The sequence below is a fragment of the Chryseobacterium sp. CS3K3.1 genome (assembly GCF_059515165.1).
In genome coordinates, this window is the sequence record NZ_JCAKRV010000016.1 from 26,339 (window position 1) to 50,910 (window position 24,572).

16 protein-coding genes are annotated in these 24,572 nt (G+C 39.9%); all 16 read right to left on the reverse strand.

All coding sequences use genetic code 11. The annotated features are described in order from the left end of the window. Positions 1 to 215: 215 nt before the first annotated feature. A complete protein-coding gene (locus AC5YGI_RS15290; protein ID WP_496168917.1) occupies positions 216 to 2,141 on the reverse strand; it encodes an alpha/beta hydrolase-fold protein in 1,926 nt (641 codons plus the stop codon). Positions 2,142 to 2,487: 346 nt separating this feature from the next. Continuing rightward, positions 2,488 to 4,095 (reverse strand): glycoside hydrolase family 43 protein, encoded by a 1,608-nt coding sequence (locus tag AC5YGI_RS15295; RefSeq protein ID WP_496168918.1) that lies wholly within the window; start codon positions 4,093 to 4,095, stop codon positions 2,488 to 2,490. An 86-nt stretch (positions 4,096 to 4,181) separates the two neighbouring features. After that, positions 4,182 to 5,900, reverse strand: coding sequence for a glycoside hydrolase family 43 protein (locus AC5YGI_RS15300; protein ID WP_496168919.1), 1,719 nt, complete (start codon positions 5,898 to 5,900; stop codon positions 4,182 to 4,184). A gap of 180 nt (positions 5,901 to 6,080) precedes the next feature. Further along, complete coding sequence (locus AC5YGI_RS15305) at positions 6,081 to 7,355, reverse strand: MFS transporter (RefSeq protein ID WP_330746059.1); 1,275 nt, start codon at positions 7,353 to 7,355, stop codon at positions 6,081 to 6,083. Positions 7,356 to 7,359: 4 nt separating this feature from the next. Then, the gene (locus tag AC5YGI_RS15310) at positions 7,360 to 7,992 is read right to left on the reverse strand and encodes a bifunctional 4-hydroxy-2-oxoglutarate aldolase/2-dehydro-3-deoxy-phosphogluconate aldolase (RefSeq protein ID WP_496168920.1); all 633 of its coding nucleotides are present in this window, start codon (positions 7,990 to 7,992) and stop codon (positions 7,360 to 7,362) included. After that, complete coding sequence (locus AC5YGI_RS15315; protein WP_496168921.1) at positions 7,989 to 8,999, reverse strand: sugar kinase; 1,011 nt, start codon at positions 8,997 to 8,999, stop codon at positions 7,989 to 7,991. Before AC5YGI_RS15315 ends, AC5YGI_RS15310 begins: the two co-directional genes overlap by 4 nt. After that, positions 8,989 to 10,407, reverse strand: coding sequence for a glucuronate isomerase (gene uxaC / locus AC5YGI_RS15320; RefSeq protein WP_496168922.1), 1,419 nt, complete (start codon positions 10,405 to 10,407; stop codon positions 8,989 to 8,991). Before uxaC ends, AC5YGI_RS15315 begins: the two co-directional genes overlap by 11 nt. 223 nt (positions 10,408 to 10,630) lie before the next feature. Then, the gene (locus tag AC5YGI_RS15325; protein WP_496168923.1) at positions 10,631 to 11,446 is read right to left on the reverse strand and encodes an SDR family oxidoreductase; all 816 of its coding nucleotides are present in this window, start codon (positions 11,444 to 11,446) and stop codon (positions 10,631 to 10,633) included. Positions 11,447 to 11,477: 31 nt separating this feature from the next. Further along, on the reverse strand, positions 11,478 to 12,653 hold the full coding sequence (gene uxuA / locus AC5YGI_RS15330) for a mannonate dehydratase (RefSeq protein WP_496168924.1): 1,176 nt from the start codon (positions 12,651 to 12,653) through the stop codon (positions 11,478 to 11,480). Between the two features lie 79 nt (positions 12,654 to 12,732). Further along, a complete protein-coding gene (locus tag AC5YGI_RS15335; protein WP_330746053.1) occupies positions 12,733 to 14,691 on the reverse strand; it encodes a RagB/SusD family nutrient uptake outer membrane protein in 1,959 nt (652 codons plus the stop codon). A gap of 12 nt (positions 14,692 to 14,703) precedes the next feature. Next, positions 14,704 to 17,598: a SusC/RagA family TonB-linked outer membrane protein gene (locus AC5YGI_RS15340; protein ID WP_330746052.1), complete on the reverse strand. Its 2,895-nt coding sequence runs from the start codon at positions 17,596 to 17,598 to the stop codon at positions 14,704 to 14,706. 93 nt (positions 17,599 to 17,691) lie between these two features. Next, positions 17,692 to 19,020, reverse strand: a complete 1,329-nt coding sequence (xylA, locus tag AC5YGI_RS15345) for a xylose isomerase (RefSeq protein ID WP_330746051.1) — start codon at positions 19,018 to 19,020, stop codon at positions 17,692 to 17,694. A gap of 107 nt (positions 19,021 to 19,127) precedes the next feature. Further along, entirely contained in the window at positions 19,128 to 20,612 is a 1,485-nt protein-coding gene (locus AC5YGI_RS15350) for a xylulokinase (RefSeq protein ID WP_330746050.1), read from the reverse strand. A 15-nt stretch (positions 20,613 to 20,627) separates the two neighbouring features. Then, positions 20,628 to 21,353, reverse strand: a complete 726-nt coding sequence (locus AC5YGI_RS15355; protein ID WP_047430953.1) for an NUDIX hydrolase — start codon at positions 21,351 to 21,353, stop codon at positions 20,628 to 20,630. Positions 21,354 to 21,927: 574 nt separating this feature from the next. Further along, complete coding sequence (locus AC5YGI_RS15360) at positions 21,928 to 23,517, reverse strand: MFS transporter (protein WP_496168925.1); 1,590 nt, start codon at positions 23,515 to 23,517, stop codon at positions 21,928 to 21,930. 2 nt (positions 23,518 to 23,519) lie between these two features. Beyond that, positions 23,520 to 24,566 carry an HlyD family secretion protein gene (locus tag AC5YGI_RS15365; RefSeq protein ID WP_496168926.1) on the reverse strand — a complete coding sequence of 349 codons (1,047 nt, stop codon included), beginning with the start codon at positions 24,564 to 24,566 and terminating at the stop codon, positions 23,520 to 23,522. Positions 24,567 to 24,572: the final 6 nt, after the last annotated feature.

The following is a 24,572-nucleotide window of genomic DNA, read 5'->3' on the forward strand; positions in this document are numbered from 1 at the left end:
GAAGTCAAAAGGCACAAAAGTTTTAAACACTTAAGTTTTTTCAAAGCCCAAGCTTTATGCGTAAATAAGTACACCTAAGTTTTTGTGAAAATCTTTGATTTTCATCTCATGTGAACTTTTCTGCGGTACCATTTTTAAACTTACTTAAGTGAACTCAAGTGGCTTAAATAAAAGCTTTTGTGACTTTTGTGGTTTTATAAGTCTAAGTCACTTTACTATTTAAAAAGTACCTGGGCAAACTGATGCAGACTATTTCTCCAAACCGGCCATGTATGACCTCCCGGATAATCTGTGTACGTATATTTAATTCCGGTTTTATCCAGTTCTTTCAACATTTTCTGACCGTTTTCATAAGCAATATCATCTTTTCCACCCATTGAAATCCAGAAATTTCTGATACTGGATGAAAAAGCAGATTTATTTTCATTTAAAAATTTGTACTGTTTATCGGCAACATCCTGAAGCATCGGTAACATATATCCTGAGCTGAAAACTCCCAAACCGGAAAACATATCAGAGTTCTGAATTCCGGCATACAGCGTATAAATTCCACCCATGGAAAGTCCTGCCAACGCACGGTTTTCTTTACCTTTTTTTATCCTGTAATTAGATTCGGCAAACGGAATGATGGATTCTTTCAGTTCTTTTTCAAACATCTGAAGATTGCGTTCTCCAAAGTTCCGGATTCCGCCCTGCCCGATATTCGCATCCGGCATAATGATGATCATTTTTTTTGCTTTTCCTTCTGCAATCAGATTATCCAGAATCAGATTGGTTTTGCCCTGGTTCGCCCAACCGCTTTCATCTTCACCTCCGCCATGTAAAATATACAGTGCAGGATAAGATTCAGCAGGATTCTGGTCGTAACCCGGTGGCGTGTAAATAAAAATTCTTCTCCAGGAATTGGTAACTTTGGAATAGAAGTTTTTAATACGGATATCTCCATGAGGGACGTCTTTTAATGCATAGAAATCATCTCCTTCGAAAGGAATATCTATTCCACTGGCATACCTTCCCATTCCGTAGAATGTTTCGCTGGACGGGTCAGCAACCGCAACACCATCAATCAGAAGGGAATAATAATGGAAGCTTCCGCTTTGCGGATCAGTTGTACCTGTCCAGAAGCCATCAGCATCTTTTTTCAGGTCATATTTTTTCCCTAAATCGATCTGAACTTTCTGTGCTTCCGGTGCCTTCACTTTGAACATCACTCTTCCGTCCGGAAGGATCTGAGGATACCGGGCATTTCTGATATTGGTTGCTGCAGGAGTTCCCAAAACGGTAAATCCTTCAAACTTAGTTTTGTCAACAGGCTTAAACAACAGCTGTGAAAAGATGTATAAATCATTTTTCCAAACCTTAAAATCGTGACCGCCTGGTTCTATATAAAAGATATGAGGGATTTTATTTTTTCTCAGATAATCGCTGGTTCTTTTGCTGAAAGGCATCAGCCCGTCTGCATCACCGCAGGAAATAAAAATCAGCTTCAGCTTTAACGCATCCTGTGGATTGGGTAAAAGCTTATTGGGCTCTTTTGTATTGGGTGCAGAAGAAAATGCGCCCAGCCAGGCAAACTTATCAATGTTTCCGAAAGCAAAATTCTGTGTCTGTCCGCCTCCCATTGACAACCCTGCCAAAGCACGGTTTTCACGGTCTTTTTTAACCGGATATTTTTTCTCTACAAACGGAATCAGGTCATTCAGCAGATCTTTTTCAAAAGTTGCGAAGGCCTCAACTTTATCCTGAGCCATTATATTTCCCGTTGCTCTGTCATCCTTCATCGCACGGCCGTTGGGAAGTACAACAATCATCGGCTGCAGTTTTCCCTGTGCATACAGATTGTCCAGAATAATATTGGGTTTTCCCTGATTAAACCACTCTTTTTCATCCCCGCCGATGCCGTGAAGAAGATAAAGAACAGGATATTTTTCACCTTTTTTGAATCCCGGTGGTGTGTAAATCAAAGCTTTTCTTGTTGTTCCAACAGTTTTTGACGGATATTGAATCGTGTCAATTTTCCCGTGGGAAACAGCAGCGTTTTCCACATCGAAACCCTGCGGCGCCTGTTGATCAAAGGTTTGTGCGGAAACGAACATTCCCGACAAAACAAGTCCTAAAGCCCATACAACTGATTTATTCATGATTTTTATTTGTATTTTTTACACTTATTATTCCAGATAAAAAAATAATAGCAAGGCTGTTTTAAAGTTTTATAATTGATTATTTTTAACCGCAAAAGGCACAAAAGTTTTAAACACTTTAATCTTTTCAGAGCCAAACTTCATGTGTAATAAGTACACCTAAGTTTTGTGAAAATCTTTGATTTTCATCTTATGTGAACTTTTTTACACAATCATTTTAAACTTACTTAAGTGAACTCAAGTGTTTTAAAATGAAAGCTTTTGTGCCTTTTGTGGTTATGTTAGGTTCAAACAACCTAACATTAATTCTATCTATTTACAGCAGACTTTTATCTGCTTCTGATTCTTATTTTCCAGCTTGACTGACTCTGAAAAAGTCCACATCTACAAATCCTCCGGTATTTTTAGTGGCATAATTAAAAACTGCGAATTTCGATCCCATAAAAAATCTACGGTAATCAAAGATCATTTTGTAATCTTTTGCCATTTCCGTCCAGTTCTTCTGATCAGTACTGTAATAAAAGTCTGCAAGATCTTTCCCGAGGTTAAAATCAGCATCAATACGGAGGAAAATCTTATCAGAATTAAGAGGAATCCGTTTTTTTTCTTCTTTTTTAACTCCAGTAATGGCTTTTGTTTTATTGTCCAGGCTCACTTCGTTGGTTGAAAAAACAATGAATCTTTCTCCACCTTCCTTCACTACTGACAAAATCCCGGAATCCCCGTTGAAGGCACTGAAACCCGCTACATCTCCATCTTTCATTCCTGTAAGATCCATAGCGACAAGTGCTGAAGAAGTCGGACCTTCCATTCTCTGGGTCAAAGTATTGGGTGCTGCATACAGATTGTCTACCACTCTGCTGGTTTTCAGTCTCAGAAAGCCTTTTCTTTCGGATAAAGACCAGGCTTCATTCACCGGATTATGATTCCATTGCCACTGGATTTTCATTGTTTTATCAGAGAATTCATCGCTTTCCACCAAATGATTTTTGGGTTTGAACGGTGGAAGCGGAACTTCTCCTTTCAAAGGAACTTTTCCGTTATCTCCCAGTACCGGCCAGTCATTTTCCCATTGAACGGGCAGCAGCAGCGGAACGCGTCCTACTCCATTTCTGTCCTGGAAAATAAGGGAATACCAGTTTCCGTTTTTATCATCTATCAAAGCGCCCTGTCCTGCATAGGAAAATCCTAAAAAATTATCTTCCAGAACTACTTTTTTCTCGTAAGGACCTGTCACTTTATCTGCCCTGTAGACTACCTGACGGCGTTTTCCGTTTCTTGGCCAGGATATCATCATCATATAATATTTTCCGTTTCTTTTGATGATCTGATTTCCTTCCAGAAGTCCGGTCTCCGAGGCATCTTTCTGAAATACCTCAGTTCCATCCGGGTTTCCGATCACTTCTTTAAAATCAGGACTCAGTTCAAAAACCTCGTTGGAGGTGAAAACATATATTTTGTCATCATCATCGAAAAACAGTGAAGCATCATGAAAATGCCGTGTTCTGGTAATGAGTTTCCATTTTCCTTTTTCGGGATCATCAGTCACATAGAAATAAGATTTGAAAGGTTCATCATTCGGAGAGAATAAAACGTAATATTTCCCTTTATGATAGCGGATTGAGGAAGCCCATTGGCCCCTTCCATAAACGGTTCCGTTCAATAAATCATATTTTGAGTTGTCATTCAAAGTATCGAAAACATACCCGGACATTTCCCAATGTACCAGATCCCTGGAATGCATTACCGGAGCTCCGGGCATCAGATGCATGGTGGTACTGATCAGGTAAAAATCATTTCCGTTTCTGGTAATGGATAGATCCGGCGCATCTGCCCAGATGATGGGATTTGTAAATGCTGTACTCTGTTTTCCGGAAGGATTTACCTGGGCTGAAAGAAGATTCAGCCCGATAAATCCCAATAAAGAAACTATATAAGATTTTTTGATTTTCAAAATGTACTGTGATGTTTGGTTTTACTCTATTTCAATTTTAGAAGGAAACACTTCGACGAGCTCAGTGTGACATTGTTAATACTAACTTAATTCGGTATAATATCATTGGAAGAGGTGCTGTAAAGCCCGATAAGGCTTCCTGTAAAACCTCCTGCTACATCAGTGGAAAGTATATCTCCTGAAACGGGTCCACCAAGATTTTTGAAGTTTTTGCCGTCCAAAGAATAATTGAAGCTATGTTGATCTTTATCAGCAACAACCTGCAATTTAACCGGTTTGGATAATGAAATTTTCTCGCTGGCAATCAGCTTTGACTGTCCTTTTTCCGTTCTTTCCAATACGATGTAGAAATCTTTATCTTTTTTTGTGATTCCGAAAACATAATTGAATGTTTCACTTTGATAACAGGTAATTCCTGCCAGCTCTTTTCCTGATTTAGGCTTAAAATCCAAGGTTACAGAGGTTTCAAAATCTTCGTGCTGTAATCTGTGGAATAATGCCGAAACCGGGGCCAATGCTTTGATATTGGTTGCAAAAGGGTTTACTTTTACACCGTTTTTTGTAACCGTAATAAAGCTTTCACGCGGTCCGCGCATCGCAATCCATCGGAAATCAAGATTTTTATCGGTTAATTTATCGTTATAGGTAAAGTTTCCGTTCGGGAAAAATCCGCTTTGCCCGGTTTGGTTCTGAACGCCTTGTGGCATTTTCAATTTTGGTTTCATCGGAACCAGGCCATTTTGGAAAACTGGATACGTTCCGCTCCAGTCTACAGGAAGAATGAACGTTTCACGGCCTTTGTTAACCCGGTTGCTGACATTCGGACGAATTGCTAAAAATACACCATACCATTGTCCGTCCGGACCTTCCACCAAATCTGCGTGACCTGCCCAATCCACTTTTTCTTTTCGGTCTCTCGGAAAATATCTTTGTGTAAGAATTGGATTATTTTTAGCGGGAACAAACGGTCCTTTCGGAGAATCTGCCATAAAAATCACTTCGCTATGGTTGCCTCCGGTTCCGCCTTCTGCACACATCAGGTAATATTTTCCGTTCTTTTTGTAAATATGGGGACCTTCAATCCAGATGGGTTTTTGGGAAAGATCCACGCCTCCGTTTACAATAATCTTATCCGAGCCCGCAACTACCTGGTCTTTTTCGAGGTCATAGTCCCAAATCTTAATAACACGGTGGCCGTTGTACTGCTCAGTACCTTTCGGCGGAGCATCATTGTGAACGATATATGCTTTTCCGTCATCATCAAAGAAAACAGAGGGATCAATACCTTCAAAATTCAGTTTCTGAACTTCGCTCCATCCTTTTGACGGATCTTTGGTTTTTACGACCATATTTCCGATACCACCTGCAAACTGGGTAGTAATCATATAAAAAGTATCGTTATGCTTATTGTATTTGATATCCGGTGCATAAATTCCATGCGAAACGCCCGAATTTTCAACTTTAAGCTGTGAAGGCCTGTCCAAAACGTGTCCCACCTGTTTCCAGTTTACCAGATCTTTAGACGTAAAAATCGGAACGCCCGGAAACATTGAGAAAGAAGAGTTTACCAGGTAATAATCGTCGCCTTTTTTGGTAATGCTTGGATCGGGATAACAGCCCTGTAAAATCGGAGAATAAAATTCGTCCGGTTTAAGAGGATTGTCATTATATATTTTATCGTTTCCATGGTAATTAAAGTCTGAGAATGTCTGGGCAGAAATCGAAGTCACCGAGAGCAAAGCAGCTGCTGCAAGGATATTCGTTTTATTTCTGAAGAAAGCTAAATTCATTATATTCTGTTTCATTGTTATTCTTTTTTTATAGTTTTTAAAATGTATATTTTTGAATAGGTGTTGTTCTTTTTAACGCTAAGTCCGCAAATTTTTTAACTACATCCTTAATAAGGTTCGCAAGGGCGTTACACTCAGCAATGGGTATCATATTTTATTATTATAATCGATTACAGATCATTATTTATATAGTTTTTATAAGGTTTTCTTGCGGTTGATTATTTTAATCAATCCCCAGGCTGTAACATAGGATATTCCGGCTATGAAAAATATAATGTTGTAGCCCCCGTTGATGTTTCCTGATTTTTTAAAAGCGTCGAGAACAATTCCGATAAAAAGCGGAAAAATAATTCCTGCCGCTGAGCCCAGCATTCCGCCAAAACCAATGACAGAACTGACATAATTATTAGGCAACTGATCTCCGACCGTAGTCATAAGATTGGCTCCCCATCCTTGATGCGCAGCTGTTGCCAAGGCAATGATGATCGTGATCATCCACATATTATCTACATATTTTGAGAACATGACCGGAACAACCATTAATGCAAATAATAACATTGTAATGCTTCTGGCCCTTCCGATGGCCCAGCCTTTTTTGATCAGAAATGATGAGAGATAACCTCCGCCAATACTTCCGATGGTAGTTCCGCTGTAAATAATAATCAATGGAAGGGATGGTTTTGTTAAATCCATCTTGAATACATCCGAGAAATACGCCGGAAGCCAGAACATGAAGAAATACCAGATAGGATCGGTTAACATTTTACCGATGGCAAATGACCATGTTACTTTATATTTCAGTAATTCCGATAAAGGAATTCTGGTTTTCTCATCTATTTTTTCAGCCTGATCACTTTTTATGTACTGCAATTCTTCCTTGCTGATATTTTTGGCTTTTTCCGGTACGGTATAAAATTTCCACCAAAGAATAATCCAGACCATGCCCAAAGCACCAATCCATACAAAGGTCTGTCTCCAGCCGTAATGCCCAAGAATGAACGGAACCAATAGCGGCGCCAAAATCGCTCCCACCGTCGCTCCCGAGTTAAAAATTCCCGTTGCCAGTGCTCTTTCTTTTTTGGGAAACCATTCGGCCACAGATTTGATGGCAGCAGGAAAATTTCCTGCTTCACTGATGCCTAAGGTACTTCTCGCAATGATAAACCCAATGGTACTTTTTACAAAACCATGTCCTATAGAGGCCAAACTCCATACAATAAGGGAAACCGCATACCCGATTTTGGTTCCTACCTTATCTATAAACCTTCCCATCGCCATATAACCGATGGCATATGTCGTGGTAAAGGCCATGACGATATAGCTGTAATCTTTTTCATCCCAGCTGAATTCTTTTTCCAGCACAGGTTTCAGCAAACCCATTACCTGACGGTCAAGGTAATTGATCGTAGTGGCGAGAAAGACAAGAGACAGCATCCACCATCTTATATTACGGTTTTGAGGAGCCTGCATTGAGTTATTGATTAAGTTGTTGTAATAATTTTTTTGTTTTCACTGTCAGTTCTTCTTCATTAAAATCTTTTCCAATTAGGGAACTTCCCAACCCTGCCGCTATGGCGCCTCCATTGAGCCATTCTCTGATATCTTCAGTTTCAGCATGAATTCCTCCGGTTGGCATAAAATTCATTCCCGGAAAAACAGGTTGCACCGATTTGATGTAGTTCTTCCCTAAAGCATCTGCCGGGAATATTTTAACGAGTGTCAATCCATTCTGATAGGCAATATTGATATCGGAAGGGGTAAAGCAGCCCGGAATCAGAATGATATTTTTTTCGAGAGCATGTTTCACCAGTGCTTCATTGATAACAGGTGTAATGATAAAGTCTGCTTTTACGTTAGCATAATCATCCATTTCCTGTATGTTTTTTACCGTTCCGATTCCTAACAACAGACCAGGAAATTCTGTATGGGAAATTTCTTTCAGCTTAGTGAAATTTTCCAATGCCTGATGGCCGCGGTTGGTGTATTCTATCACACGGATTCCTGCTTCGTATAAAGCTTTTACGATATTTTTTGAGACTTCAAACGATTCGTTATAAAACAACGGAACGATTTTCTGATCTTTTATCTTTAGTACTATTTCACTCATAATGTTTCGATATTAATGCTTTCATCAATGGTATCTCCTTTTATGAAAAGCTTTTTAAAAGCAACTTTTGTCGCATCTTCCAGGATTTGCTCATCAGAATTTCCTTTTAGAATTCCATGAATCAAGGCCGCCATGAAAGAATCACCGCTTCCTACCCTTTCTTCAATGGTATCTGAGTTATATTTTTCCGAAATCAAAAGCTCATCAGTAAATAAGGTGGCAAAATAATTGACCCGGTTTCCGTTTGTAAAGCGGAAGGTATTTGCAACTTTTTCCACCTCCGGGAATTGTCTTCTGATTTCCAATGCTGTTTTTTCGGCCTGTTTCAGAAGATTTTCATCATCAAACTTTCCATTAAGCTCATATTCAACAGGAATATTCAGGAACTGCTCCACAGACCAGATATTTCCCATAAGGACATTCACAAAAGGCATCAGCTCTTTAATTTTGTGAGGATTCTGATTTTGCCAAAGCAACGCTCTGTAATTCAGGTCGAGGGAAACCGTGATATTTCTTGTTCTGGCTTCTTTCATGATTTGCAGACATTTGCGGAATGCGTTGTCACTCAGAGCAGGTGTAATAGTACTGATGTGCAGCCATTTTACTCCTGAAAATATCTCATCATCACTGAAAGTTTCAAAATCTGACTGGGTAAAAACAGACGGAAAGCGGTCGTACACCACTGAAGCGTTCTGCATATCTCCATCAGAAGAAAGATAAAATGTTCCTATTCTCCCTTGAGTTTTTTCTGCAAGGACTTCTATTCCTTTATTGTTAAGCTGGGACTCCAGCTGGTTTCCTACGAAATTTTCCGGTAAAGCTGAAAGCAATTTCACAGGATTCTTCCACTGGGAAAGTGCTGCTGCCACATTATATTCAGCGCCGCCCACATACATCTTCAGAGACTGCTCATTGAGCCAGTTTCCTTCGGAATCCGGGGCAAAGTGGAGGAGCAGTTCCCCGAAACATAGTATTTTCACCGAGTCCTGCATGGTATTAGATTTCAAAATAATTTTTGGTATTATGATAACAGATATCCTGAATGATCTTTCCTACCCATTTTTCATCATCGGGAAGAAGACCTCTTTCCATTTCACTTCCGAACAGATTGCACAAAAGTCTTCTGAAATAATCGTGTCTTGAAAATGACAGCAGGCTCCGGGAATCGGTAAGCATTCCGACAAAAGTGCTGATCAGACCGATATTGGAAAGTGTATTCATCTGTTTGGTCATCCCGTCGAGCTGATCGAGAAACCACCAGGCTGCTCCAAACTGTACTTTGGATTTTATGCCTCCTTCGTTGAAATTTCCGGCAAGGGCTGCCAGAACTTCATTACATGCCGGATTCAGATTGTAAATAATGGTTTTGGCCAGTTTTCCTTCTGAATTCAATGCATCCAGTAAAACACTCAACCGCTGTGCATAATAGGGTTCTCCAATGGCATCGTATCCTGCATTGGCACCCATTTTCCTGAACATTTCTGAATTGTTGTTTCGGGTTGCCCCTACATGAAACTGCTGTACCCAGCCTTTTTCTGCATACATTTTGCAAAGCTCTTTCAGCATATAACCGCATAAGGCATCCGGATCGGAAAATGTCGGAATATTCCCTTTCAGGAATTCTGAAAACTCTTTTTCAAGGTTTGGACTCCACTTTGTGGTATCCGGGAAATATTCAAAGCCGTGATCCGCTACTTTTGCTCCTGTTTCCACAAAATAATTGATTCTGGACTGAAGTGCATTCAACAGATCAGAAGCTGACACAATGGAAAACCCGCAGACTTTTTCAAGCTTTTTAATTCCTGAAAGATACTGTTCGGAATTAATCATATTAATATAAGCATCAGGGCGGAAAGCCGGAAGAACAGCTGTCTGGAAACTGCTGCTTTTTAAAGCTTTATGATGAACCAGATCATCTGCAGGATCATCCGTAGTACACAACGCTTCTACTTTAAAATTCTGAATGATGGATTGTGGTAAAAAGCCGTCTGTCTGCAGACTTTCATTCATCTGATGATATACCGTATCTGCATTATTGGGTGATAAATATTCGTTGATACCAAAAGGATTTTTGAGTTCCAGATGGGTCCAGTGAAACAGCGGATTGCGAAGCGTATAAGGCACCACTTCTGCCCATTTCATGAATTTTTCGTGATCAGAAGCATTTCCGGAAATAAATTGTTCATCAATGCCAAAATTTCTCATGGCTCTCCATTTATAATGGTCACCATCCAGCCAGATAGCGTTTGGAGAACGGAAGTTCTGATTAGCAGAAATAACATCCGGTTCCAGATGATTGTGATAATCGATCACCGGCATGTCTTTGGCATATCCGAAATACAGATTCTCTGCCTTTGCTGATTCAAGCAAAAACAATTCTCCGAAAACGTTTTTATTTTTAATGGAATTACTCATTATTTATTTTTACAATCCTGGATTTAATTAACTTGTTTAAGCTCTGCAAAACCACAAAAGTCACAAAAGCTTTGTTTTTAGAACACTTCAATTATGCTTATGCAGAAAAGTTCACATAAGATGAAAATCAAAGATTTTCACAACACTTAGGTGTCTACATTTAAAAACAGAACCCTTAATGAAACCACTAAGGTCCTGTTTGATGATATGAAGAAATTAGCTTTTATACTCCGCTGAATGCGCTGAAACCTCCGTCAACAGGAATCAATGCTCCTGTGATGAAACTTGCAGCATCGGAACACAGAAACTGTACAACCCCGTTCAGTTCTTCTACTTCTCCAAATCTCTGCATCGGTGTTTTCGCCATTACTTTTTTGCTTCTCTCCGTTAAGCTTCCATCCGGATTCAGAAGGATTGCACGGTTCTGATCTCCAATGAAAAATCCGGGAGCCACGGCATTAACGCGTATTTTATCTCCAAATTTCAATGCCAGATCAGAGGCCAGCCATTGGGTAAAATTGGTAATTGCTGATTTAGCGGCAGAATATCCGGCCACTCTTGTAATTGCTGAATACGCAGCCATGGAAGAAATATTAATAATGTTTCCGCTCCCCTGCTCCGCCATTACTTTTCCGAAAACATAGCTAGGGTAAACGGTTCCGTTGATATTAAGATCGGTAACCTCTGCCCATCCTTTTATATTCATATCAAAAAATGACTGTTCGGGAGATAAGGTGGCTGCCGGAATATTTCCACCCGCTATATTAAGCAGAATATCAATACGGCCATACTTTTCCTTTATTTTCACTGAAGCGGCTTCAAGGCTTTCAATATCCATCACATTGGCTTCTACAGCAAGTGCATCCCCGCCCAAATCTGTCAGTTCTTTTACCCGGGCTTCCAGTGTTTCCTGGTTTCTTCCCAGTGCAACAACTTTTGCTCCGGCTTCTATAAAACTTTTGGCAAGACTGCCTCCTAAAACGCCCGAAGCCCCTGTGATGACTGCTACTTTGTTTTCAATACTAAACAGGTCTTTCATTTTACTTTTTATTATTTATTACAAACGCAGATTAATTTTTTTGTAATTCCGACTGTACTGCAGCCATTACTCCTTCGATCTGGCCCAATGCCAGCATTCTTCCTAAAAATGAATAACCTGGATTATAACCTTTGTCAACATCTTCTGTTAAAAGTCTTCCGTGGTCAATTCTCATCGGAAGATCAGGATTTTCTTTTTCGAATACACGGATCACTTCAATGAGCTTTCCTCTTCCTCCCAGGTGATGAGCCTCGATAAAATCACCATTTTCAAAGACATTTGTGCTTCTCAGGTGAACGAATCTGGTTCTGTGGGCAAATTTTTGCGCAAGCTTTGGAACATCATTCTGAAGGTTGGCGCTTAAAGATCCGGCACAGAATGTTAATCCGTTGTGAGGATTATCAACAGCTTTCAGAAGCCAGTCGATATCTTCTTCATTGGTCACTATTCTGGGTAAGCCCAGTAATGAAAAAGGCGGATCATCAGGATGTACACACATCTGGATATTCCATTTTTCGCAGACAGGCATTATTTTTTCAAGGAAATATTTCATGTTCTGACGAAGCTGATGCTTATCTATACCATCGTACAAAGCCAGCAGACTTTTGAACTTTTCTACAGGATTCAATTCGCCTTCTTTGATATTTCCATTCACGAAACCCTGTGTTTTTACAATGACTGAGTCTATCAGGTCATGATTATCTTTTTCCGTTAAGGTATTTTTTAATTCTTTTACCTTTTGAAGGATTTCCGGGTCATAATCGTTTTCTGCTCCTTCTCTTTTAAGGATATGAATTTCGAAGTATGCAAACTTGGCTTTGTCAAAATAAAGTGAGGATGAACCGTCTTCCCATTCGTGAAAGAGGTCGGTACGTGCCCAGTCGAGAACGGGCATGAAGTTGTAGCAAACTGTTGTAACACCTGCTTTACCCAGATTTTCCAGGCTTATGATATAATTTTCTATTAAAGAGTCACGGTCTTCGCCTCCATATTTGATGGCTTCGCTCACGGGAAGGCTTTCCACAACAGACCAGCGAAGTCCGTGGCTTTCTATATAGTTTTTATAATCATTGATGGCCTCTGAATTCCAGATTTCTCCGTTTGGGATATCGTGCAGGGCAGAAACAATTCCTTCTACTCCTATTTGACGAAGTATGGTGAGTGCTATTTTGTCTTTTTTGCCAAACCAACGCCAGGTTTTTTCCATAGTTTTAAAATTTAATTCAGATAAACAAAGCAGGTGCTTTTCACACCTACTCTGTTACTGATATGAATGTAGAATGAAATTAATTGTATCCTGGATTCTGATATTTTGCTTTAATATCTGCCGATACTTCCATCGCATCAATCTGATTCTGAGGAATCGGTCTCAGATAATGAAATGGTTTTATCGTTCTAGTAACTGTTTGCGGAGCATGATCTCCATAAGAAGCTCCTCCAATCTGATAACTTGCCGCATAATCTCCCCACTTCTGTGTACGTACCAGATCATACCATCTGTAGAATTCTCCGTAATATTCACGGGATCTTTCTGCAAGGATATAATCAATGGTAATTACAGATGGCGTAGCAGCCGTCATCGCTGCACTGTTATCTGCTACATAAGCGGTATTCTGTGCATTATTGAACTTCCATTTTCCGGCACGGGCACGGATGACGTTGATAAGATCTCTGGCTGTCATAGCTCCTGAAGCACCTTTTACAGCTGCTTCTGCAGCAATAAAATAGAATTCTGAAAATTTGGCAACACTGAAAGGACGGGTTAATCCTGCATTCGGATATCCTAATCCATTTGGATCATCGGTACGGTAAGTTCCTATTTTCCAAAGACCAGGATATACAATTCTGCTGATTCCGTTCGGTGCAATGACCCAGTCTGCTCTTCCTGACAGAGTTCCTGCTCCCACACCACTTTGCCCTGCTCCCGTAGGATAAGAAGGAGTCTGGCTGTCATCATTAAGGAAGCTTAAAATAGCTCCTCCTGGCTGTACAGGCAGATTATTGGCATTATAAAGTACAGGTACTGTCGTAAGACCCGTTCCATTCTTGTTCCAGTTTCCTCTGTAAGTGGTTACAAAGGTTCCGTCATAACGGGAATCGTTGGTTTTATCTGCAAAAGTATTTTTAATAACCCCTAAAGTAGGACACATACGAACCCAAGGACGTCCCAAAGGCTGTGATGCTTCTCTCTGTACGGGGCTAACAACGTCTGCCCCTAACCATGCTGTTGTTCTACTACTTTTGATGGCAGTATAGTTCCAGGTCTGCATCCATGCTGCAAAATTGTCCGGAGCCCAGCCTGATCCGAATCCTACAGGATCACTTTCGTTATAGTATGTGCTCGACTGAGTATGATCTGCATACAACATCGATTCGGCATTCCTGTCATTGGAACCTACATTCACATCATAGAAAGTAGGCTGAAGCGCATAAGGTCCGGGATTGTTGATTCCTTCCATGGCGATATCATAAGCCTGCTGGAAATACCACTGGGCATTGTGTCCGTCCGGGTCAGTTCTTGCTGTTTCAGGATACGTTGGAATTCCGTTTGGATTCTGCAGCCACCATCCATAAGTAAGGTAAGCTTTGGCAAGCATCAATCTTGCAACATTTTTGGTTACACCTCCCGTTACCCTTGGTGATGCAGGTAAATTTTCTATTGCTTTTTTAAGGTCAGCAAAAACCGTTTTTGTATATACTTCCGGTACGGTATTTCTTACGGAAGAGGTGGAAGGTAAAGTGTTATATTTCAATTCTCCTGCTCCTAAATCCAGAGGAACTCCTCCATAGGTCTGTACGAGCATGAAGTAGTAAAATCCGCGGAAGAAACGGGCTTCAGAAATCATAGATTCTGCAATTCCGAATCCTGGTCCTTTTTCAATAATTCCGTTGGCAGTATTGATATACGGAAATACGGAGTTCCAGACCATACTTGTAGGAAAGGTATTGGAATTGATAATCCCGTTTCCGGACATATCCAATTCTTTGAAGTTTCCATCCGCACTTTGTGCCCAGGTAGATTCATCAGTTCCGTTCTGACAATTGCTCATAAAGTAGCCGTTGCCATACAGTAATCTCATCTGTCTGTATAAAGCCGTAAATCCCTGATTAACACCATCCGGCGTATTAAAATAATCAGCGGTATATATTGATCTTGGCTGTTCATCAAGAATTTCATTACAACCTGTAAATGTTAAGGATAAAAAGATTGCTCCTAATAACAGTTTTTTATTAAAATTTATCATGACAATACAGTTTTAAAAGGTTAAGTTAAGTCCCATTAAGTAATTTCTTGTGGAAGGGTTATTGGTTCCTATAACAAGCTGGCGGCTCTGATATCCGCTTACCGCCTGATTTTCATTTCCGAAAGAGTTCGGTTCCGGATCCATCCCTGAGAACTTATGATACGGTGAGAATAGTACAACAGGATTAGTCACGGTGAAGTAAATTCTTAAGCTGGTAATTTTCAGATCCTTTAAAAAATCTTTGTTGACATTATATCCTAAAGTAATGGTACGAAGCTTAAGATAAGAAGCATCAAACATGGCTAAAGTTGAAGAATACTTCGGATTATCACCACTCAGATGGCGCCCCGGACGTGGAAAATAAGCTCCTGTATTGTCTTCTGTCCAGTAGTCTACATCCACGTTATTCCCTCTTCCCGTTAATCTGTTAAGATAACTTGCTGATCCGTAAATCGTACTCACCAGGATTCCTCCGTGCTGGAAAGCTCCTACTGTACTCAGTTCAAAATTTTTGTAGGCAAAGCGCATATTAAAACCTCCCTGGAATTTCGGAGCCGTATCAAAAATCTGTCTGTCATCCGGTCCAATTGCTCTTACCGGAGTTCCGTCAGCATTATAGCCTCCGGTATAAAGAACCTTGATAGATCCTATAACATCCGCAGCAGTTCCCGGCTCCAGAATGCTCTGATACGGGTCACCAGCCTGCCAAAGACCGATGTACTGATAATCATACAATGAATTGATATTATGTCCTACAAACCATGAGTTATTGATGTCACGTTGTGTTCCGGATGCAAGCGATAAAATTTTGTTTTTATTGGTGTAAAAATTAACTCCTGCTTCCCAGGTAAATCCATCCGGATTATCAAAAATAACCCCGTTTAAAGAAACTTCAACTCCTTTATTTTCTGTTTCTGCTACATTGGAAACAATGGAAGACCATCCGCTTGATGCCGGAAGGCTTTTCTGTGTTAACAGGTCATAGGTATGGGTTTTGTAATACTCCACACTCCCTGTAAGGCGGTTGTTCAAAATCCCGAAATCTACTCCGTAGTTTTGTGTTTTTGAATATTCCCATCCCAGGCTTGGGTTAGGTGGCTGATTTCCATAGATCCCTGTACTTCCTGCACTTCCGTAGTTATAAGGAGCAACGTTAAATCTTCCCATCGTAGAATATGGATCCACTGCCTGATTGGAGGTCTGTCCCCATCCGGCTCTGAATTTAAGGAGATTAATTGCTTTGATATTCTGCATGAAAGATTCGTTGGTAACATTCCATCCTAGTGATAATGCGGGATAGGTATGCCATTTGTTACCCGGTGCCAGTCTGGAAGATCCATCGGCACGAAGTGTCGCTGTAAGCATGTACCTGTTATCATACGTATACATGATTCTTCCCATCGCTGAAAGCAGGCCGGTTTTCCAGTACACCTGGTCTTCAGGTCTTACGGTAATATCAGCCTGAGGCGACTGTCCTAAATTATAATACTGGAAAAAGTCTGCCGGAACATTCTTTGCACTCATGTATGAGCTTGTATACTTATTCTGTTCTGCTGAATAAAGAGCTACAGCATTTACCTTATGTTTACCAAATGTACGGTCATACGTTAAAAGGTTTTCCAACACCCAGTGGTAGGTCTGGTTATTCCCTCTTCCTGCAGCTGACGGTCCCAGAGGGTTTGTATTGAAGACTCCTACACCACTATAGTTTCCGCTGTTTGAAGTACGGAAATCCAACCCTACATTTAACCTGTATTTTAATCCTTTGATTGGAAGGCTGGCTTCTCCGTAAAGGTTGTTATAGGATGCAAAAGATTTGGTTTCGTCAATATATTTCTCCGCCAGGCTCTCCAGGCTTCTTCTGGTATAAATCCATGTCTGATCGATACCGCCAGCTGTACTCATTACTCTTTTGGGAGTTCCGTCCGCATTATAAGGATTAGCAATAGGAGAATATCCTAAAACAGCTCCTGGGTTTACCCCATTTCCTTCAGAAACAGAATAGTTTGTATTGGTTGTAAAACCAAACTTAAAGACAGATCCTACCTGCTGGTCAATCGCCATTCTCAGGGCGAATCTTTCGTAACTCTGAATAGGAATTAATGCATTTTGTTTAAAATAGGACAATCCTACATTATAATTTCCACCTTCTGTTCCTCCTGAAACCCCTACATCGTGACTGGTCATCATCGCCGGTTTATAAAACAGGCTCTGCCAGTCAGTATTGACGCTGTTATTTTCATCAGCTCCGTTGGAATACAAAGGTGTCGTATTTCCTGCAGGAATGGCATAAGCACGCAGTTTTGCAAACTTAGGACCATCCATCATCGGATATTTTGAAAACAATGTCTGGACTCCTGTAAAGGTATTATAACTGAATTTGGGCCTCTGCCCTTTTGCTCCTCTGTTGGTGGTAACGAGGATAACACCGTTTGCTCCTCTGGACCCGTAGATAGCTGTAGCAGAAGCATCTTTCAGGATGTCAATACTTTTGATATCACTTGAGCTGATGTCTCCCAGTGACCCTACGAAAGGAATACCATCCAATACAATCAGCGGGTTATTATCTCCTGTCAGAGATCGTGTTCCCCTGATACGGATCTGCATGGCAGCCCCCGGTTTTGTGGAGGTTTGTGAGATATCTACCCCTGCCGTTCTTCCCTGTAATGCCTGGGTAATGTTGGCAGAAGGTACTTCACGCAGGGCATCTCCTTTTACAGTGGCTACAGAACCTGTTACAGCTTCTTTTCTCTGGGTTCCATATCCTATCACAACAACTTCATCTATTTTATTTTCTTTAGCTACTGTATCTTTCTTAACCTGTGAATATGCTATGCCGCAAGGCAATAGAGTCATTGCAAAAAACAGTGCTGCTCTATTGCTTTTATTGAAATAAAATCGGTTCATAATTATTATTTTAATATTAGTTGTTGAATAAAAGGCTCTTTAATAATTATTGTGTATAAAAATCCTTAGTGTTTATAAGCCTTTTATTTTTAATTATATATACATATTCACGATGGCTTCAAACAATTCCTGTTTTCCGCTTTTTGGCTGTGGTTCGCCGATTTCGTGAGCTATTCTCTGCAGATCTTCCAGTGTAAGCGTACCTTCTTCAAATGCTTTTCCGTTTCCGTTATCAAAAGAAGCATAACGGTTTGTTCTCAGCTTTTTGTAATCTGAATTTTCAAGGATATCAGCTGCAGCAAGAAGACCTTTTGCGAATACATCCATTCCTGAAATGTGGGAAATGAACAGATCTTCAGCATCAATAGAATTTCTTCTGATTTTGGCATCAAAATTTACCCCTCCGGTTCCCAGACCTCCTGCCGGAAGCAATACAAGCCAAGCCTGAACCATATCGTAATAATCAATTGGGAACTGATCTGTATCCCAACCGTTCTGATAATCTCCTCTGTTGGCATCAATACTTCCTAAAAGGCCTGCATCAACAGCAGCCTGAAGCTCATGTTCGAATGTATGACCTGCCAATGTAGCGTGATTCACTTCAATATTCAGTTTAAAATCCTTATCTAATCCGTAATGTCTAAGGAATCCTATTACGGTTTCAGAATCATAATCGTACTGATGTTTGGTAGGCTCCATTGGTTTAGGCTCAATCAGGAAAGTTCCTTTAAAACCTTGCTGGCGTGCATAGTCTCTTGACATGGAAAGGAAACGGGCAAGGTGATCTTTTTCACGCTTCATGTCTGTGTTCAAAAGGCTCATATATCCTTCTCTTCCACCCCAGAAAACATAATTTTCACCACCAAGCGCTATGGTAGCATCTATTGAATTTTTCACCTGAGTTCCTGCACAGGCTACTACATCAAAATTTGGATTGGTAGAAGCACCGTTCATGTATCTTTCATGAGTGAAAACATTGGCTGTTCCCCATAAAAGCTTAATTCCTGTTTCCTGCTGTTTTTGTTTTGCATATTCCACAATAGTCTGCATATTTTTTTCGTAGTCCTTCCAGTTGTTGGCAGGGTCTACCAGATCGATATCATGGAAGCAGTAATAGTTGAAGCCCATTTTAGACATGAATTCGAAACCTGCATCCATTTTGTGCATTGCTCTTGTTACCGGATCGTTTCCGATATCCCATGGGTGGTGAATGGTAGGTCCTCCGAACGGATCGCTTCCGTTGGCACATAAGGTATGCCACCATGCCATTGCAAATCTTGTCCAGTCTTTCATAGGTTTTCCCATCACGATCTTTTCCGCATCATAGTAACGGAATGCCAACGGGTTCTTACTTTCCTTCCCTTCAAACTTAATTTTTTCAATACCTGTAAAAAACTCTTTTGTACCTGTTAAAGTGTTCATATTTATTTGATTATTTTTATTTTTGTTTTTAATTTTTTGCGTAGAAATTCCCTTCTCACTGATTCTGAAAAGTCAGTAAGAGGACGAAAAATGCTGTTGTAATGGTCCTAGATTATTTCGTTAAGATGATGTTTCCATCTGGCATAGGCTTCTAAATATTGTTCCTGTTTTTCATGTTCGGGCTCTATCACTGCTATTTTTTCGAGTGAAGAGAATGCTTCTCTGGAATCTGAATAAAATCCTATTCCCATTCCGGCAGCTCTTGCTGCTCCTACCGCTCCATCGGTATCATAAAGTTCAATAACCGCATTGCTGACACTGGATAGCGACTGGCGAAAGATTGAACTTAAAAACATATTGGCATTTCCTGCACGGATCACCTGGATATCCATGCCTATATTTCTCATGATATCCATTCCATATTCATAAGAGAATACAATACCTTCCTGTGCTGCACGAAGAATATCGCCTTTTGAATGGATATTGAAGTTTATTCCGTGAATTGAACAGCTTGTATCCTTATTTTCCAGCACTCTTTCAGCTCCGTTTCCAAAAGGAATAATGCTTAACCCTTTAGATCCGATGGGTGAAAGTGAAGCCATATCATTCATATCACCATAGGAAGAAAGCGAAGTTGCAAAATTGTGCTTCAGCCAGGAATTTAAAATTCCGGTTCCGTTGATACACAGTAAAACCCCAAGCCTGATCTGTTCCGGTGTGTAATTGACATGGGCAAATGTATTGACCCTTGATAATTTATCATATTCCAGCTGGTCCAGCACTCCATAAACCACTCCTGAAGTTCCTGCTGTAGAGGCAATTTCTCCAGGATTAAAGACATTCAGGGAAAGCGCATTGTTGGGCTGATCTCCCGCTCTGTAAGAAATAGGTGTACCTTCCTTTAAGCCTAATTCTTCTGATGCTGCCTTTGAAACTGTTGCCTGAATACCAAATGTTGGTACAATTTCCGGGAAGAAACTTTCAGAAATTCCATAGTGGTTAATGATATCCTCCGAAATGCAGTTGTTTTTAAAATCCCAGAATATTCCTTCTGACAATCCTTCAATGGTCATTCCTATCTGCCCTGAAAGTCTCATGGCAATATAGTCTCCGGGAAGCATTATTTTATCTATCTTTTCAAAGATCTCAGGTTCGTTTTCTTTTACCCAGGCAAGCTTTGATGCTGTAAAGTTTCCCGGTGAATTCAACAGATGTGAAAGACATTTTTCTTCTCCTATGGTTTTGAAAGCCTTTTCACCATAAGGTACAGCACGGCTGTCACACCAGATAATGGATGGTCTTAAAAGGTTCTGATCTTTGTCTACAAGAATCAACCCATGCATCTGCCAGGTAATTCCAATTCCTTTGATATCTTCTGCATGTACTCCGGATTCATGCATGACAGCTTCGTGTGCCAACTTAAGATTGATCCACCAGTCTACCGGATTTTGCTCTGCCCAGCCGGGATTTATAGCAGTGATTTTCATCTCTTTTTTGGGAGAAAATTCAGAAGCAATCACTTTTCCGCTGGACGCCTCAATGAGACACACTTTCACAGAAGAACTGCCAATGTCATAGCCTAGTAAGTACATAATTTTTTAAAAGGGTTATTTTATAAGTTTTGTATTGTTTTTCTTGTAGATCTTAGCATCAAATCGGTAATATCTTGCGGCGCGGTGTGATACATCTTTTTGAATTTCATCCAAAGGAACGATATAGGGGAATGAGGATATTTTTTTATGAAAATTCTTAATATCAATATTCTTTTCATTTAAAGCACTGTACAGCTGATAAAGCTGTCTTATGGTGAATCTTTTAGGCAGCAGCTCAAAAATAATGGAGAAATCAGATTCAATCCATTTTCTGATCTCCATTAAAGATTCAGTGATAATTTTGTTATGATCAAAAGGCAGTACCGGAACCTCATCAATAGGATACCAGTCTACGGTATCATATTTTGTACTGTTGATCTTATGATCTATTTTACAAAGAGAAAGATAGGCCACTGTAATGATCCTGTCTATATGATGTTTGTATTCCTGATCCATCCATTTGATATCATGGGCATTGCTCGCTCTCATGGGATCGGCAAAGCATTTGAACTGTTTGAGAACCATTTTTTTAATCCCTGTCAGTTCATGAAGTACCCTTTGTGCTGCATCATCTACATCCTCATCGCTGAAAATAAGACTTCCAGGAAGTTTGATCTGCTTTTCCAACGGAACGTCATCAACATGGCGTTGTACTAGTAATATATTCAACCTGTTTTCATGGTCAAATCCAAAGACAACACAATCTACAGAGACATAAGTATGAATAAAGTTCTGATTCATTAGTTTGTTAACATTTTGGTAACATTACAAATATAAAAATTCATCTGAATAAAAAAAATAAATCCGCTATTATCTACTGCTTATCAATGATTTACATATCGAATTTTTATGATATCAATTGTATAAAAAATATGATAAGGTTATCATTAATTTTACACTTACTTATTTCATAAGACATGAATTCACAATCAATTGCAATTTTATAATACCCTTAAAAAGATTATTTTTTTCTGAATAAATATTATGATAAGAAGAATTATTTTTTTTTTCATTTTGCACGAAAAAAAAATGTAAAAAGCACACTTTTCATTATTAAAAAAGAGGTAAATCATCATTTTAGATTACCATTTTTTATGCTCTAACTACAAATAATTACGAAACAGTCAGCTTAAATAATAATATGATATAAGAATGTAAACATAAAAAAACTCCAGAATACAGCATCTGTGAGGCACCTGAAAATTTCGGAAATCAGAGAATAAAAAACCCTGCAAAAATGGGATTCTGCAGGATTAGATGAAATTTATGTTTTTCCAATCTTAAACGGAAAAATATCTCAAAGATTTGCTTCTTTCTAATAGGGTATATTTCCTTTCCTTAGTCTAAGCAGCACTTGCTGAATTTTTGGAAACAGAAGGAGCATTATCATAACACACACTATTCCCAACAGCATCCAGTCATAATAATCACGGGTAGCACGCGCCAAAACCTGCTGCCGGATCAAAGCATTGAATTGGGCAGCTGAAGCAGCTTTTGCAGTATACACATCATTGCCCGCATTCATATATTGGTTTTGAATATCCATTAAACTAACAGGCAATTGGGTATTTGTTTCTGTCAATGTTTCCCGGAATTTTTCCCTTACTGCCGATTTGGTAAACAGCTGAAGTTCATTATTAACAGCCAGGCTGGCGCTAAAACCAACAAATCTGGCCAATATTCCTATCAATGATGCATTGCCGGCAATTTTTGGCGGTGCCGCGGATGTAGTAAAAGAAACAATCGGAACAAATAAAACACCTGTTGCGGCACCATAGATCAACATAGGCAGAATGAAATCTGCTGTTTCACCCTGCACAGAAACAAAAATCAGCATGTAGACGTAGTAGAGAGCCATAAAACCAAATCCTGCAATAATAATCCTGATCAGATTAAACCCCATCAGTATCAACCGGGAGGTAACAAACATTCCCACTGTAGTTCCTGCAATTACGGCTATCCAGATCGGTATCGTGCTGAGTGGATCATTACCTAAAACAGCCTCAAGATAACCATAAGCAAGCCCCGTGCTTCCTTTGAAAATATAAAACAGAAAAAGCAACAGCAATCCTATCACAAAATTCTTTGCTCTGAAAATTTGTAAATTAATCAATGGCCGTTTAAGCTTCAACTCTCTGGCAACAAAAAGCGCAAGAATAGTTATATTGCAGAGGGTAAGCAGAATAATTACCGGACTGTCATACCAGCCCGACTGCCTTCCATATACAAGGATGTATCCCAGAATCAAAATAAAAGAGCCATAAAACAAATAACCGGCCCAGTCTACCTGATAAAGAGGTACTTTTCTGGTAAATCTTGCCTTACCGTTCATTGTTACCAATACAACCAACGCAAGTAAAATAAGTATCATGACGAGACCATAAAACAGCCTGTTGAAGTCATAAAAATAAAGCACGATGCTGGAGTAGATGGAATAGAACGGGACAGCAATCTGTATACTCCCATAGAGAAGACTATATGCAATTATCCTTGCACGTGTGGAATGCAATCTCGGAAAGATAAGCTGTAAGACAATCCCCGAGGTCAGTGCACAGGTAATTCCCTGCACAAACTGACAGATTACAAACAGTGTCCAGTCTTTGGAATAAAAACAGATAACAGAACATATTATATTAGCTGCAAACGCCGTCAACAAATATTTTCTTGGAGCAAAATATTTTACAATACGAAAATCCAGTGCTAAAAAGGCTACAGTTGAACCATAAGTTACCACCATGGCATATTGAACATCAGTAGCTTGCACACCATAAAAACCCATTGCAGAAACAGGACTGCTATAGTAAGCAAAACTAAAAAGGCAGGTCATCAAAATGGCGAATATTACGGATCTTGCCAGCCATTCGGAAACCCAGGGTTTAAAAACCGGAATTTTGTGAGCCTGCATCGTTAATCTTTTAAAATGTAAACATTGGCATTCATTCCCGCAGAAAGTTTTGCTAATTTTTCAGGGGTATCTCTCAGTCTGATGCGCACAGGAATACGCTGTATGATTTTCACAAAATTCCCGGTGGCATTATCCGGTGGCAGCAATGAATATCGGGAACCTGTTGTGGGAGCAAGTGATTCGATGGCTCCATGGAATTGTTCATCCGGAAAAGCATCTACTTCTACCGTTACAGCCTGACCGGTTTTGAAGCTGCCAATCTGTGTTTCCTTAAAATTGGCAGTGACCCATTTTTCCGCTGATTTATTCACCAGAAATGCCAGCGTCTGACCCGGCTGTATCAATTGTCCTTCCTGAATCGTCTTTTTACCAATCTGTCCGTCAAAAGGTGCAGTAATTACAGTATATTTAATGTCCAGTTCCTGGCGTTTCACCATAGCTTTCCTGATTTTTATTTCTGCTTCTGCTGCATTTCGCTGTGCATGAATATCACTGAGCTTTGATTCGGCTACCCGTAAGGAGGCCTGGGTCTGATCGTAATCAGATTGTGTGATAGACAGAGCAGTGCTGACATTGTCAAATTTTTGTGGTGTGGCTGACTCGTCTGCGAGAAGGTTTTTGTAGCGTTGGAATTCTCTTTTTTGCTGTTTCAGTTTGGCATCAGCTCCGGCCAGTTGTGCTTTTATCACCTCAATACTTTTTCTTTGTGTTTCTTCACTGGCTGCCAAAATAGGCAATTTAGCATACGAACCTGCCAGTTCCGCTGATGCAATATCTCTTTTTAAACCATATTCATCAAGCTCAATAAGAACCAGTGTATCCCCTTTTTTCACCTGTTGATTGTCTTTGTAATAAATCTTACTGATATACCCTCCTACTTTTGCATTAATGGGAGACAAATAGGCATCTACCTGTGCATCATTGGTTTGTTCATAGCGATATTGCCTTATGAAATACAGGACTCCCCATATGAAAATACCTGTTAACAATACAGCTCCCAACCATTGAGTTAGGTTGACAATCCATCGATCTGTTTTATTTTTATTCATAATAAT

Bases quoted from the DNA above. Each gene is read 5' to 3' on its own strand.
- AC5YGI_RS15290 (WP_496168917.1), bottom strand. From the start codon at position 2,141: ATGAATAAATCAGTTGTATGGGCTTTAGGACTTGTTTTGTCGGGAATG.
- AC5YGI_RS15300 (WP_496168919.1), bottom strand. From the start codon at position 5,900: ATGAAACAGAATATAATGAATTTAGCTTTCTTCAGAAATAAAACGAAT.
- AC5YGI_RS15305 (WP_330746059.1), bottom strand. From the start codon at position 7,355: ATGCAGGCTCCTCAAAACCGTAATATAAGATGGTGGATGCTGTCTCTT.
- AC5YGI_RS15310 (WP_496168920.1), bottom strand. From the start codon at position 7,992: ATGAGTGAAATAGTACTAAAGATAAAAGATCAGAAAATCGTTCCGTTG.
- uxaC (WP_496168922.1), bottom strand. From the start codon at position 10,407: ATGAGTAATTCCATTAAAAATAAAAACGTTTTCGGAGAATTGTTTTTG.
- AC5YGI_RS15325 (WP_496168923.1), bottom strand. From the start codon at position 11,446: ATGAAAGACCTGTTTAGTATTGAAAACAAAGTAGCAGTCATCACAGGG.
- uxuA (WP_496168924.1), bottom strand. From the start codon at position 12,653: ATGGAAAAAACCTGGCGTTGGTTTGGCAAAAAAGACAAAATAGCACTC.
- AC5YGI_RS15335 (WP_330746053.1), bottom strand. From the start codon at position 14,691: ATGATAAATTTTAATAAAAAACTGTTATTAGGAGCAATCTTTTTATCC.
- AC5YGI_RS15340 (WP_330746052.1), bottom strand. From the start codon at position 17,598: ATGAACCGATTTTATTTCAATAAAAGCAATAGAGCAGCACTGTTTTTT.
- xylA (WP_330746051.1), bottom strand. From the start codon at position 19,020: ATGAACACTTTAACAGGTACAAAAGAGTTTTTTACAGGTATTGAAAAA.
- AC5YGI_RS15350 (WP_330746050.1), bottom strand. From the start codon at position 20,612: ATGTACTTACTAGGCTATGACATTGGCAGTTCTTCTGTGAAAGTGTGT.
- AC5YGI_RS15355 (WP_047430953.1), bottom strand. From the start codon at position 21,353: ATGAATCAGAACTTTATTCATACTTATGTCTCTGTAGATTGTGTTGTC.
- AC5YGI_RS15360 (WP_496168925.1), bottom strand. From the start codon at position 23,517: ATGCAGGCTCACAAAATTCCGGTTTTTAAACCCTGGGTTTCCGAATGG.
- AC5YGI_RS15365 (WP_496168926.1), bottom strand. From the start codon at position 24,566: ATGAATAAAAATAAAACAGATCGATGGATTGTCAACCTAACTCAATGG.